The 12,638-nt window shown below is 64.0% G+C and carries 11 protein-coding genes; 4 read left to right on the plus strand and 7 right to left on the minus strand.

Annotated features, from left to right (window positions below):
- Positions 1-19 precede the first annotated feature (19 nt).
- Together AC57B6_RS18450 and AC57B6_RS18455 are read right to left on the minus strand one after the other, a co-directional pair.
- The gene (locus tag AC57B6_RS18450) at positions 20-751 is read right to left on the minus strand and encodes a sulfite exporter TauE/SafE family protein (RefSeq protein WP_153141133.1); all 732 of its coding nucleotides are present in this window, start codon (positions 749-751) and stop codon (positions 20-22) included.
- A gap of 223 nt (positions 752-974) precedes the next feature.
- Positions 975-2,321 (minus strand): MFS transporter, encoded by a 1,347-nt coding sequence (locus AC57B6_RS18455; RefSeq protein ID WP_496421860.1) that lies wholly within the window; start codon positions 2,319-2,321, stop codon positions 975-977.
- 188 nt (positions 2,322-2,509) lie between these two features.
- On the opposite strand from AC57B6_RS18455, the gene AC57B6_RS18460 reads away from it, so the two are divergent.
- Genes AC57B6_RS18460 through AC57B6_RS18475 form a run of 4 tightly spaced genes read left to right on the plus strand, consistent with a single transcriptional unit; the run spans position 2,510 to position 5,702 of the window.
- Complete coding sequence (locus AC57B6_RS18460; protein WP_496421843.1) at positions 2,510-3,217, plus strand: ArsR/SmtB family transcription factor; 708 nt, start codon at positions 2,510-2,512, stop codon at positions 3,215-3,217.
- Positions 3,218-3,276: 59 nt separating this feature from the next.
- Entirely contained in the window at positions 3,277-3,729 is a 453-nt protein-coding gene (locus AC57B6_RS18465; RefSeq protein ID WP_496421844.1) for a MarR family winged helix-turn-helix transcriptional regulator, read from the plus strand.
- A 16-nt stretch (positions 3,730-3,745) separates the two neighbouring features.
- Positions 3,746-4,309: an isochorismatase family protein gene (locus AC57B6_RS18470; RefSeq protein ID WP_028200032.1), complete on the plus strand. Its 564-nt coding sequence runs from the start codon at positions 3,746-3,748 to the stop codon at positions 4,307-4,309.
- Between the two features lie 52 nt (positions 4,310-4,361).
- Complete coding sequence (locus AC57B6_RS18475; RefSeq protein WP_028200033.1) at positions 4,362-5,702, plus strand: MFS transporter; 1,341 nt, start codon at positions 4,362-4,364, stop codon at positions 5,700-5,702.
- A 129-nt stretch (positions 5,703-5,831) separates the two neighbouring features.
- On the opposite strand, the gene AC57B6_RS18480 is transcribed toward AC57B6_RS18475, so the two are convergent.
- The 5 genes from AC57B6_RS18480 to AC57B6_RS18500 all read right to left on the minus strand — a co-directional run bounded on the left by AC57B6_RS18480 (position 5,832) and on the right by AC57B6_RS18500 (position 12,596).
- On the minus strand, positions 5,832-7,355 hold the full coding sequence (locus tag AC57B6_RS18480; RefSeq protein WP_496421845.1) for a CoA-acylating methylmalonate-semialdehyde dehydrogenase: 1,524 nt from the start codon (positions 7,353-7,355) through the stop codon (positions 5,832-5,834).
- Positions 7,356-7,731: 376 nt separating this feature from the next.
- Positions 7,732-8,826, minus strand: a complete 1,095-nt coding sequence (locus AC57B6_RS18485; RefSeq protein WP_491563972.1) for a hypothetical protein — start codon at positions 8,824-8,826, stop codon at positions 7,732-7,734.
- Between the two features lie 38 nt (positions 8,827-8,864).
- Positions 8,865-9,890 (minus strand): Ldh family oxidoreductase, encoded by a 1,026-nt coding sequence (locus AC57B6_RS18490; protein ID WP_474632014.1) that lies wholly within the window; start codon positions 9,888-9,890, stop codon positions 8,865-8,867.
- On the minus strand, positions 9,887-11,224 hold the full coding sequence (gene dctA / locus AC57B6_RS18495) for a C4-dicarboxylate transporter DctA (RefSeq protein ID WP_454808555.1): 1,338 nt from the start codon (positions 11,222-11,224) through the stop codon (positions 9,887-9,889). The genes AC57B6_RS18490 and dctA overlap by 4 nt, the downstream gene beginning before the upstream one ends.
- A 196-nt stretch (positions 11,225-11,420) precedes the next feature.
- Positions 11,421-12,596 carry a UxaA family hydrolase gene (locus tag AC57B6_RS18500; protein WP_030103512.1) on the minus strand — a complete coding sequence of 392 codons (1,176 nt, stop codon included), beginning with the start codon at positions 12,594-12,596 and terminating at the stop codon, positions 11,421-11,423.
- Between the last annotated feature and the right edge of the window lie 42 nt (positions 12,597-12,638).

The raw sequence follows: 12,638 nt of genomic DNA on the forward strand, positions 1-12,638 counted from the left end.
GTGTTTTTTTTACGCGCCGTTACGTAAGCAGCGCGACCAGTCCGGAACACAGCAGCAAGGCGCTCACGAAATGATCGACCCGGCGCACCGGCACGCGCCGCCGCAGACGCTCCCCCACGGAGACACCAAGCACAAACACCGGCACGAGCAGCACCATCGAGCTGAGCTGGGGCGCGTGAACCTGATGTTCGGCCACAAAAAGGGCCACCACGCCCACGTAGAGCACCGCAAAATAAGCGAGAAGATTGGCACGCAGCGCGGCGCCCTGGCCAATGCCGTTGAGATAGTAGACGGCCGGCGGACCGCCAATGCCGCCCAGCGCGGTCAGCGCGCCGCTCATTGCGCCGGCTGTGAAGGTCGGCCGCCAGCCGCTATCGTGAAGCCAGCGCCAGCCGCGGATGTGCATCACCGTGGAGGCAAGAACGGCGAGCGCGACGAGCCGGCGCAGTTCCACCGCGTTCTCGCTCGCCATCCATAGGGTCGTGACTGCCGTGCACGCCATCGCGACCAGCGCGAGAGGAATCACCGTGCGCCAGCGCACCGCGTTCGCCCAACTGCGCACGCCTTGCAGCGAGGTCGCGAAATGGATCAGGACGATCAGCACACCGGCTTCGGGTGCCGGAATCAGCAGCCCGAACAGTGGCGCCATGACGAGCGCGCCGCCGAACCCGGTCAGGCCTTTTGCCATGCCCGCCACCACGGTCACCAGGGCCAGACATCCCAGGATGGAAGGAGTATCGGCAACATTCATAAGTCGTTCGTTCGCAATGGACGGAGAATCGAAGGTCAAATCGATTGCTACGTTTTGCGCACGATGACAGCTTCATGAAAGGGCCGGTATCTTCGCAATATTCCGAACACTCGCGTAGTGCCAGCGGCGTCCTTTCGATGGTGCCAGCCGGAACTGGCACGCCAAACGCCCTGTTATCGACGCGCGAGGCCCGTTTGTGGCCGCGCTGCTGGTCAAAACAGGCTCAGCAGGCGTCGCTGCCTACATAACGCGTCGCCACGGCCAACGCGATACGCCAGACCAGCGCGGCCAGCAGCGACAAGCCGATCGCCAGATAGACCGCCACGCGAATCCCGGTATCGAGCGGCTGGACCGCGGTCATCAAGGCGCCGAAGATTGCCACGCCAAAGGCGGAGCCGGTCTGCCGGCTCGCGTTGAGCACGCCCGCCGCGACCCCGGCGCGCGCCTTGTCCACGGTCGTCATCAACGCGGCGGTCGCCGCCGGCGTAATCACACCGGCCCCGAAACCGACCGCCGGGAAGCACAGCGCGATACGCCAATACGGCGCGTTGTCCGCGAGCGCGAGGAGTCCGGCGAAACCCAGCGCGTACAGCAGGAAGCCACCGCAGACGAGTCGTTGCGCGCCATACGCCCTGTTCAATGCGCCCGATGCAAAGCTGCCGATCGCCACCATGGCGGTCAGCGGCAAAAATGCCAGGCCGGTCAGCAACGGCGACCATCCACGAGCGGACTGGAAGTAGAGGCTCAGCAGAAAGAACAACCCGTAAAACACCAGGCCGGAAATCGACGAAGCAAACGCCGACGCAGAAAACACCGGACTACGAAAGAAGTGTAAAGGCAGCATCGGCTGTTTGCGTTTGGTCTCGACCAGCACGAATGCAATCCAGGCGACAAGCGTAAGCACGGCGCCCACGCGAATCATGCCCATGTGCCAGCCGAGCTTCGCGCCTTCGATCAACACGGCGACCGATGCGCCGAGCGCCACGATAGCGAGCAACTGACCGGCAATGTCCATCTGCCTGTCCGTAACGTCCGGCCGCACCGAGTCGACGCGCGTGGTCAGCCAGGCGCCAATCAGCGCGATCGGCACATTCACCAGAAAAATGCTCCGCCAGCCCAGCAGATGAATCAGCAGACCACCGGCGAGCGGCCCCGCCGCCATCGCGATGCCACCGCATCCGGCCCATACGCCGATCGCACTGGCTCGCTGCCGCGCGACCGGAAAAGCACGGTTGATGAGTGTCAGTGAGCACGGCACCAATAAGGCCGCGCCGACGCCCTGCCCGATCCGGGCGGCAACCAGAACCGGCAAATTCGGCGCCAATCCGCATAGCGCCGACGCGCAGGCGAAAATCAACAGACCGGCCAGATAAACGGTCTTCGCGCCGATCCGGTCGCCTAGCGCGCCGCCGCTCAGCAGCAGGCTGGCGAATGTCAGCGTATAGGCGTTGACCACCCATTGCAGACCGCTGATATCCGAGTGCAAACTCATTGCCACCGGCTCCAGCGCAACATTTACGATCGATGTATCGAGTAGGACAATGACGTAGCTGAGGCATGTCGCGATCACTACCCGTTTCTGATATTCACGTTCATTGTTCAAGAGTTCCAGCCCCTGGTGATCGGTTCGCCGTTGACTATAAGACGGCTCGCACTGAGAATGCTTCGGGCTGTATCGAAGTATCGAACCGTATAAACGGGCGGTTCTCACCGACCGACACGCGTCAAACACGCATCAATCGAGGACGCAGCAAACACATGGGCGAGCACAATATTTCGAGCGTTGCGCATCTGATCGCCGAGCCGGTTCGTTCGGTAATGCTGATCACCCTCGTCGACGGCAGCGCCATGTCGGCCGGCGCGCTTGCGCGAGCGGCGGGCGTCACCGCGCAGACCGCCAGTTCGCACCTCGCCAAGCTGCTCGACGGCGGTTTGCTGAGTGTCGAAAGCAAAGGCCGGCATCGCTATTACCGGCTCGCCGGCCCGCACGTTTCCCATGTGCTCGAAAGCCTCGCGACGATCGGACCGGTCACCCCCGCCTGGCGCCATACACCCAATCGTCCCGCTCAGGCGCTGCGTTTCGCGCGCTGCTGCTACGACCACCTGGCGGGACAGATCAGCATCGCGGTGACGCAAAGCATGCTCACGCGGGGTTTCATCGTCGAGGCCGGTGAGCGTCAATACGCTGTCACCGCGCCAGGCTGCGAATGGCTGCAGCAACTCGGCATCGATATGAACGAGCCGGCATTCAGCCAGGCATCGGAGCATGCGCGCCAATGTCTTGACTGGACCGAGCGGCAGTATCACGTCGCGGGGCCATTGGGCGCCCGGCTGATGGACGCCTTCCTTGCATGGGGCTGGATCAGCAGGTCGTCCGCGGCGCGCTCGGTGAGCGTTACGGCGCTCGGCTGGGAAGGACTCAAGCAGCATTTCGGCATTTCGCGCGACGCTTGCGGGCCTGGCTAGACCTTGACGCCCGACAGATGCGAAGGTAACCTGTGAAGGTAACCTTCACATCTGCCCGCATGTCCAGCAACGACACCCCCTCCGATCCCGACGCCTTGCACGCCACGGCGGAAGACCTGCGTGTACTCATCGGCAAGTTGCGCCGCCGCTTGCGTGAAGAGGCGCACGTGGGCGATTTCACGCCGTCGCAGGTGCAGGTTCTCCTCCTGCTGGAACGCGAAGGTCCTGCAACGGTCACCACGCTCGCGCGTATCCAGGGTATGCGTCCGCAATCCATGGGCGAGCAGCTTTCAGTCTTGAAAGCTGCCGGGCTCGTCAGCGGCGCGCCCGACCCGAACGACGGGCGGCAAACCGTTCTCTCCCTCACACCGGCCTTCCGCAAGAAGATAAAAGCCAGTCGCACGGCACGCGAAGACTGGCTATTCCGTACGATGCAGACCCGCTTCTCCGCCGCCGAACAGAAACAACTCGCGATTGGCGTCGAACTGCTCAAACGCCTCATCGACTCGTAACGCACAGGAAAACACCATGGCTCTCACTACACTCGACCCAAAGACCGCATTGGTCGTCATCGATTTGCAGCAAGGCATCGTCGCGCTGCCCACTGCCCACCCCACCGCTGAGATCGTCAAACTCTCCGCGGGCCTGGCCGATGCATTTCGCCGTCACGGTTTGCCCGTCGTGCTCGTCAACGTGGCGGGCGGCGCACCGGGCCGCGCGGAACAATCGCGCCCCACGGGCGATTTCCCGGCCGGCTTCGCGGACCTCGTCCCCGAACTGAAGCAACAGCCGTCGGATCATCTGGTGACCAAGCGCACCTGGGGCGCCTTCACGAACACGGACCTCGAAACGTATCTGCGCCAGCAAGGCGTCACGCAAGTGGTGCTGGTCGGTGTGGCCACCAGTATCGGAGTCGAGTCCACCGCGCGTTTCGCCCATGAACTCGGCTTCAACGTCACGTTCGCGATCGACGCCATGACGGACATGAACGCCGACGCTCATACCAACAGCATCACGCGAATCTTCCCGCGCCTCGGCGAAACCGGCACGACGCAAGACGTCATCGATCTGCTCGAGAAGTCGCGCGCATGACCACCTGTTTGAACCGCTGCGCGGCGCGAATCGCTCACCCGGAGATGTCCCGGTGAGCGGCACATTCCGTTCGCTGCGCACGTTCAACTACCGCGTCTGGGCCAGCGGGGCGATCGTCTCCAACATCGGCACATGGATGCAGCGCACGGCGCAGGACTGGCTCGTGCTCACGGAGCTCACGCATCACAATGCCACATCCGTGGGCATTGTGATGTCGCTGCAGTTCGGGCCGCAGATGCTCCTGCTGCCCCTCACCGGTTACGCGGCCGATCATTTCGATCGCCGCAAGCTGCTGTTCTTCACTCAGGCGGCAATGGGCACGCTGGCGTTATGCCTCGGGCTGCTCACCGTGACCGGCCTCGTGCAGCTATGGCAGGTCTACGTGTTCGCGGGCTTGCTCGGCTGCGTCACCGCGTTCGATTCGCCGGCGCGTCAGACCTTTGTCTCCGATCTGGTGGGAGAAGCCGATCTGTCGAATGCGGTCGCGCTGAACTCCACCTCGTTCAACGCGGCGCGCATGATCGGCCCTGCCGTCGCGGGGCTTCTGATCGCTTCGGTGGGCACCGGCTGGGTGTTTCTGATCAACGCGCTCTCGTTCGTCGCCGTGCTTGGTTCACTGCGCACGCTGCGCCTCAGCGAACTGAAGCTGAAACCGCGCGCGACACGCTCGCGTGGCAGTTTCGTGGAAGGCTTCAAGTATGTGTGGACGCGTCCCGATCTGAAGGCCGCACTGTTGATGCTGTTCCTGATCGGCACCTTCGGGCTGAACTTCCCGATCTTCATCTCGACCATGTCGGTCACCGCGTTTCATGCGGGCGCGAGTCAATACGGCGTGTTGAGCTCGACCATGGCGATTGGCTCGGTGACCGGTGCGCTGCTCGCCGCCCGCAGAGCCAGGCCGCGCATGGCGATCCTGCTTGGCGCAGCGGCAGTTTTCGGCGTGAGTTGCACGGTGGCTGCGCTGATGCCGAACTACGTCCTGTTCGGCCTCGCGCTCGTCGTGGTCGGCGCGGCAACGCAGACGTTCAATACCTCGACGAACAGCCTCGTACAAATCTCCACCGAGCCGGCTATGCGTGGCCGGGTGATCGCGATCCTGCTGGCCATCTCGCTTGGCTGCACGCCGCTCGGTGCACCGGTGGTGGGTTGGGTGGCGGATCGCTTCGGCCCGCGCTGGGCGCTTGGCGTGGGCGCGGCATCGGGCTTTGCCGCGGCGGTGGTCGGCCTGATGTATCTGGTGAAGTACCGCCAGTTGCGCGTGTATGTCGAGGCCGGCCGCTTGCGTTACAGCATCGACGATCCGCGCCAGGCGCCGCCTTACGTGAGCCCTGTCACAGCGATACAGAACGCCGTACTAAGCGAAGCGGAAGAGGATTCGTCCGCCGGCGTTTAACGTGTGCTGATCCGCCCGCTGCATGAAACACGGCAACGTGCCCGCCCAGCCTGACTGCGGCCACACGAACAAAAAAGCCGCGCCTGAAATCAGGCGCGGCTTTTTTTCGCTGCAATAGCGTCTGCGTGCTTACTTCGCAACCGGCATCGTGAACTCCGCACCCTTCGCGATGCTGTCCGGCCAACGCTGCATGATGCTCTTGTAGCGCGTATAGAAACGCACGCCTTCTTCGCCGTACGCGTGGTGGTCGCCGAACAGCGAGCGCTTCCAGCCGCCGAACGAGTGCCATGCCATCGGCACCGGAATCGGTACGTTGATACCGACCATACCCACCTGAATCTGCCGGCCGAATGCGCGCGCCACGCCGCCGTCCGACGTGAAGAGCGACACGCCGTTGCCGAACTCGTGCGCGTTGATCAGGTCGACCGCGCTCGCGAAATCGGGCACGCGGACCACCGCCAGCACCGGGCCGAAGATTTCTTCCTTGTAGATATTCATCCCGGTGCCGACCTGGTCGAACAGCGTGCCGCCGATGAAGAAGCCCGCTTCCTGCGCGACCGGATGAGCGCGGCCGTCGACGATCAGCTTTGCACCCTCCGCGACGCCCGCGTCGATATAGCCCGCCACCTTGGCCTTATGTTCGGCGGTCACCAGCGGACCCATTTCCGCGTCGAGGTTCTCGCCGTTCTTGATCACCAGCGATTTCACGCGCGGCACGAGGCGCTCGATTAGTTCATCGGCGACATTGCCGACCGCCACCGCGACCGAGATCGCCATGCAGCGCTCGCCCGCCGAACCGTAGGCGGCGCCGATCAGCGCGTCGACGGCCTGGTCCAGATCGGCATCCGGCATCACCACCAGATGATTCTTCGCACCGCCGAGCGCCTGCACACGCTTGCCGCGCTTCGACGCTTCCGTATAGATGTATTCGGCGATCGGCGTGGAGCCGACAAACGACAGCGCCGCGACGTCCGGATGTTCGATCAGCGCATCCACAGCGACCTTATCGCCGTTCACGACGTTGAACACACCGTCCGGCAGACCCGCTTCCTTCAGCAATTCGGCAATGCGCAACGACGCCGACGGATCGCGCTCCGACGGCTTCAGCACGAACGTATTGCCGCACGCCAGCGCCACCGGGAACATCCACATCGGCACCATCACCGGGAAATTGAACGGCGTGATGCCCGCCACCACACCCAGCGCCTGACGCAGATTCCAGTTGTCGATGCCGCCGCCGATCTGGTCGGTGAAATCGGTCTTCAGCAGGTTCGGAATGCCGCAAGCGAACTCGACCACTTCGATACCGCGCACCACTTCGCCTTGCGCGTCCGTAAACACCTTGCCGTGTTCGCGCGTAATCAGCATCGCGAGTTCGTCGTGATGCCGGTTGAGCAATTCCTTGAACTTGAACAGAATGCGCGCGCGCTTGATCGGCGCGGTTTCGCTCCATGCCGGGAAGGCGGCCTTCGCGGCCTTGACCGCCGCGTCCACTTCCTCGACCGACGCCAGAGCGACCGAGCCGCTCACCTGGCCGGTAGCGGGATTGAACACGTCCTTGAAGCGGCCGCTGGCCGACGCAACCGGCGCGCCGCCGATGTAATGGCCCAGTTGCTGTACCGACAACTTCGCTTGTTCGTTCACTGCATTCATTTCGTTACCTCGTGTTCGGGAAAGGCCGCAAGCGCGGACCACTGGGCCAAAGCAAAAAGATCAGGCGACGTCGCGCGGCTTCGCGAGCGGCGGCATGCCGGGAACGTAGCTTGGGACGGTCCCCGCGCGCATCGGCAGGCGCCATCAAGACCCGCCAACTGTATCGACGGCGCCGGTCATATTCCCGATACAGCACAATAAAACCGCGCCTCACTGTATTGTTTTTTGCGCGGCAACTGTATTGGCCGATGGAGTCGGCGAGGCAGACGAAACGGGGCTTATGCAGGGGAGAAAGAGAAGGCGCCCCGTGCGGGACGGCGCCATCAGCTTGTGCAAGGAACGCGGCGCTCCGGATCGCCGCGTTCCTTGCGGGCCTTCAGTGCCACTGCTCGGTCAGTTCATTGGCGAGCACCATCTTCTGCCGGATGAGTTCGACAAAGTCGGCGTCCGCCACGCCCTGCGCCTTGAGGAATTTCAGCGCCGCAGAATGAACCGCCCGCATCGACCGGCCGTCGATCCCGGCCATACGTGCCGCGCTGCGACGCGTTTCCTCGACCAGATCGCGCGCGCTGCTGAAGTCGGGCGACAGGCCGCTCTGCGCCAGAAACGCGGCGCGCAGCCCGGCTGCATAGTCGCGCGACTGTCCGAGACGGTCGATGTCGATCATCAGATCGACGCCGTCCGCCATCCGCAACGCGCAGAGAATCCATAACGCGACGAACGCCCGATACGCGTTGTTGCCCTCCGCTGTGCGTGCATATTGCTCGCATGCCATCGCGTAAGCGTCGTCCGAACCCGGCGCGACTGGCGGCAAACTTACACCGCAGATCTCGATGGCCCGCCGGACCAGGGGCTCCGACCGATTCAGACCCAGCACGCGAAACGGTGCGGCGACGAAGAACGGATTGCTCCATTGCTGATTGAGCAGCCACCCCGAGGCAAACTGCGAGGCGGGGTTGCGCACCACCACGGCATGCATCGCTTGAGGGAAGGCGCGCTTGAGCCACGGCAGCCGGCCCGACGAGCGGCAAAACTTGAAGACAGGTACGCTGCCTTGCCCGGCCGTGCGCTCGCACAGATGGGTCAAATAAGCCTGCAACGCGGGGAATTCCGCGTCCGGCTCAGGTGAGAAGCGATCGGTGCCGAAGCGCTTGCGGTATCCGGCTACGCCGCGCGCGCCCTCTTGCAGAAACGGCCGGTATTCTTCGAAATACGGTGCGGCTAACGGGGGGTGTCCAGACGTCAGCGTGGGACGGGACGCAGAAACGTCCGCGAGGCTCAGATCGGCGAGCACGTTGCTGAACGGCTCATAGAACCCCGTCACGGAATCGAGCGCGCGCAGGCGCGACCAGATCCACGTCCCGGCGCTACGCCAGCCTGTGTGCAGAAATATCCCCTGTTTCAGGGCGCTGTGCCACAGGACACTGTGTTGCGGGTCTTCGGCTGACTGGGAAGCGGGATCGTTCGGCATGCGGGTCAGACTGTCGGCTTCGTCACGGAAGCGCCAGTTTACCCTGCGGCTGCCGCAAACACCTCCAGTTGCGCAAGCAGCGTCGCCGGCAGGCCAATGCCGTCGCGCGCGGCAGCTTCGGCCACCTCGTCTCGCCGGTAGCCCGGCAGACGGACGCCGTCGTCCGTGAGCATCAGGTCGATCAGCGTCTCGAGCCGCGCCTCGTATATCGCGGTGCCCGCGAGCGCCGCTGGATCGATGATCCAGAACAGATGCCCGACGCGCGAACGCGCACCCTCGGCGGTGAGAAACGATCCCGCTTCAGCGCCGAATTGCGCGCCCGATAACGCGGCAGCCAACAGTTCGACCATCAGCGCGAGCATCGCCCCTTTGGCGCCGCCGAACGGCAGCATCATGCCGTCGAGCGCGGCCTGCGCATCGGTCGTCGGCTGGCCGTCCGCGGTTGTCGCCCAGCCATGCGGGATCGGCTTGCCATCGCGCGCCGCAACCATGATCTTGCCGCGCGCCACTTGCGATAGCGACAGGTCGATGGTGAGCGGCCGACCCTTCGAACGAGGAAACACGGCCGCGATCGGGTTCGTGCCGAAGAGCGGTTTCTTGCCGCCCCAGGCCGGCATCGAAGCAGGCGCATTGCTGAAGGCGAGTCCGACGAGCCCGGCCGCCCCGACCGTTTCGAGGTGATACGCCCCTGCGCCAAAATGATGGCTGCGCACAATGCTCGCCGCCGCCGTTCCGAACTGTCGCGCCCGCTCGATACCGGTTGCGATCGCCAGCTCGCAGGCCGCGAACGCGAGGCCGTCGGCGGCATCGATCAGAAAAGCCGCGCCCTTGTCCCGTACGATGGCCGGCAGCGCCGCCGGATCGACCCGGCCGTTGCGCAGTTGCGCAAGGTACATCGGCAGGCGTGCGACACCGTGCGAAGCGAGCCCGCGCGCGTCGGCATAAACGAGCGCGCGCGCCGTAGCGTCGGCGGTCGCAGGCGTCGCGCCCGCTCCGAGCAGGGCCGCGCGAGCCAGTTCGCCCAGTTCGTCAGCCGCAACGTAGCGCAGACCCGGATCGCTCATTTGTGACCCTCGCGCATCGTCTGACGCGAAGACAGCGGCATCATCCCGCCGTCCACTTCGTTCGTCTTTTCCTGTAACGCTGCGCTGCGCGGCGACGCAAGCACGGCACGCGCCGTTTCGACATCGAACACCCCTTCCCAGCGCGCGACCACTAGCGTCGCCACCGCATTGCCGATCATGTTCACGATCGCGCGCACTTCGTTCAGCACGCGGTCGATGCCGATGATCAGCGTGATGCCCGCCACCGGAATGATCTGGTGCGTTGAAAGTGTCGCCGTCAGCGCAACGAGCGCCGCACCCGCGACGCCCGCCCCACCCTTCGACGTCAGCATCAGGATCGCAAGCAGTCCGATCTGCTGCATCAGCGTGAGGTGCGTGTTGGTCGCCTGTGCGATGAACAGCGAAGTCATCGTGAGGTAGATCGCGGCGCCGTCGAGGTTGAAAGAATAGCCGGTTGGCAGCACGAGTCCGACGACCGACTTCGGGCAGCCGAGCCGTTCGAGTTTCTCCATCAGGCGCGGCAGCACGGATTCGGTGGTCGACGTGCCGAGTACGATCAGCAGTTCTTCGCGCAGGTATCTGAGCAGCGGCCAGAGACCTACGCCCGCCCACCGACATGCCGTACCCAGCACGATCGCGACGAACAGGATGCTCGTGATGTAGAAGCACAGGATCAGCAGGCCGAGCTGCTGCAGACTCCCGATGCCGTACTTGCCGACCGTGAATGCGATCGCGCCGAAGGCGCCGAGCGGCGCGAGCCGCATGATCATCTCGACGATCCGCATCAGCACGTCGCCGAACTGTTCGATGCCGCGCTGAAGAATCCGGCTGCGCCCCGACATGATCGACAACGCGATCCCGAACAGCACCGAAAACAGCAGTACTTGCAGCAGATCACCGCGAGCGAACGCGCCGACCACCGAGTTCGGCACGATCTGATCGAGGAAACTCGACTGCGACTGCGTATGTGCCTCGCTCACGAAGCGCGAAACGCCGCTCGCATCGAGCGTTGCCGGATCGACGTTGAGCCCCGCGCCCGGATGCACGACGTTCGCGACCGCGAGGCCGATGACGAGCGCAATCGTCGTCACCACCTCGAAATAGAGAATCGTCTTGAAGCCCACACGCCCGACCTGCTTCAGGTTCTCCATGCGCGCGATGCCGACCGACACCGTGCAGAAGATCAGCAGCGTGATCAACATCTTGATCAGGCGGATAAACGTGTCGCCGAGCGGCTTGAACTGAACGCCGAGCGACGGCGCGAAATGGCCGACGAGAATGCCGGCCGCAAGTCCGATCAGGACCTGCACATAGAGATGCTTGAGCACGCGCAAGATGGTGTCTCCTCCACTCGCTGCTGCCAGAAGATAGACGGGCGCGCCGTGCGGCACGCCCGCTTCGCCGAGCGGTGTCGTGCCGGCGCGCACCGGACGGGGACTTCGTTTTGCCCTGCTGCTTCTATCGGTGCTGCGGTGCTGCTAGTGCTGCTGTGCTGCGGCGGTGCTGCGGTGCGTTTGCGCCTGCGGCGGATCAGGCGCTTTCGAACAGCCGTGTCAGCACGAACTCGCGGTGGCCAAGCGTTTCCGCCGAGGTCCAGCGACCGTTCGCCGTGGCAAGCATGCATTCGAGCAGGCGGTCGCCGGACTGGTCGAGGTTCTGCTCGCGCTGCAGAATGCCGGATACGTCCACGTCGATATGCTCACTCATCGTGCGCACGGTGCGTGGATTCGCGCAGATCTTGATGACCGGCACGATCGCATTGCCGATCACGTTGCCTTGTCCCGTCGGGAAAAAGTGAACCGCGAAACCCGATGCCGCGCACAGCGTGACCATCTCGGCTGCGGCCGACGACGAATCCATGAACCACAGACCCGGATGCGTCGGAATTTCGGCCTTGTCGAGCACGCCGTCGACCATGCACTTCTTGCCGATTTTCTGGATGTTGCCGAGCGCCTTTTCTTCGATGGTCGTGAGGCCGCCCGCGATGTTGCCCTTGGTGGGCTGCGACTCCGACAGGTCGTCGGTCTTCCAGCGATTGATCATGTCCTGGTAGCGATCGAACATGAACTGGAAGCGCTCGCGCACGCCGTCGTTCGCGCAGCGCGCGGCGACGATCTGCTCGCCGCCCGTCAGCTCGGACGTCTCGCCGAACACGAGCGTGGTGCCGAAGCCGTACAGCTTGTCGAACGCGTTACCGACGGTGGGATTCGCGCCGCAGCCGGAGGTGGTGTCCGATTCGCCGCATTTGGTCGACACCCACAGCTCGCTGATCGGGCATTCCTCGCGCTCCAGCGCGGTCGCATATTGCACCATTTCCTTCGCCGCTTTCGACGCCCGCATGATCGTGTCGTGGTCGCCGTGCAGTTCGATGCCGAAGCCCATGACCGGCTTGCCCGATGCCGCGATACCGTCGACCACGCGCTTGGTCCAGCCTTCCTCGATGCCGATCACGACGACCGCAGCGACGTTCGGGTTGCTGCCCGCGCCGATCAGCGTGCGAAAGTGCAGATCGAGGTCCGCGCCGAACTGCAAACGGCCATACGGATGCGGCAGCGCCATTGTGCCCTTGATGTTGTTCTCGACCGCCTGCGCCGCCGCGTTCGACAGATCGTCGACCGGCAGGATGATCACGTGATTGCGTACGCCGACGCGGCCGTTGCTGCGGCGATAGCCGCGGAAAGTCGTATCCAGTTCAATGACGCTCATGGTGTCTCTCTCGATATGGGGAAGCGAAATGTTTTTCGACTG

The organism is Paraburkholderia sp. BGA-UO-ETr-F12, from assembly GCF_059567945.1.

What these genes read in the sequence shown, in the direction of transcription:
- AC57B6_RS18500 (WP_030103512.1), bottom strand. Translation starts at nt 12,596, where the DNA reads ATGAGCGTCATTGAACTGGATACGACTTTCCGCGGCTATCGCCGCAGC.
- AC57B6_RS18465 (WP_496421844.1), top strand. Translation starts at nt 3,277, where the DNA reads ATGTCCAGCAACGACACCCCCTCCGATCCCGACGCCTTGCACGCCACG.
- AC57B6_RS18490 (WP_474632014.1), bottom strand. Translation starts at nt 9,890, where the DNA reads ATGAGCGATCCGGGTCTGCGCTACGTTGCGGCTGACGAACTGGGCGAA.
- AC57B6_RS18470 (WP_028200032.1), top strand. Translation starts at nt 3,746, where the DNA reads ATGGCTCTCACTACACTCGACCCAAAGACCGCATTGGTCGTCATCGAT.
- AC57B6_RS18460 (WP_496421843.1), top strand. Translation starts at nt 2,510, where the DNA reads ATGGGCGAGCACAATATTTCGAGCGTTGCGCATCTGATCGCCGAGCCG.
- AC57B6_RS18480 (WP_496421845.1), bottom strand. Translation starts at nt 7,355, where the DNA reads ATGAATGCAGTGAACGAACAAGCGAAGTTGTCGGTACAGCAACTGGGC.
- AC57B6_RS18485 (WP_491563972.1), bottom strand. Translation starts at nt 8,826, where the DNA reads ATGCCGAACGATCCCGCTTCCCAGTCAGCCGAAGACCCGCAACACAGT.
- AC57B6_RS18450 (WP_153141133.1), bottom strand. Translation starts at nt 751, where the DNA reads ATGAATGTTGCCGATACTCCTTCCATCCTGGGATGTCTGGCCCTGGTG.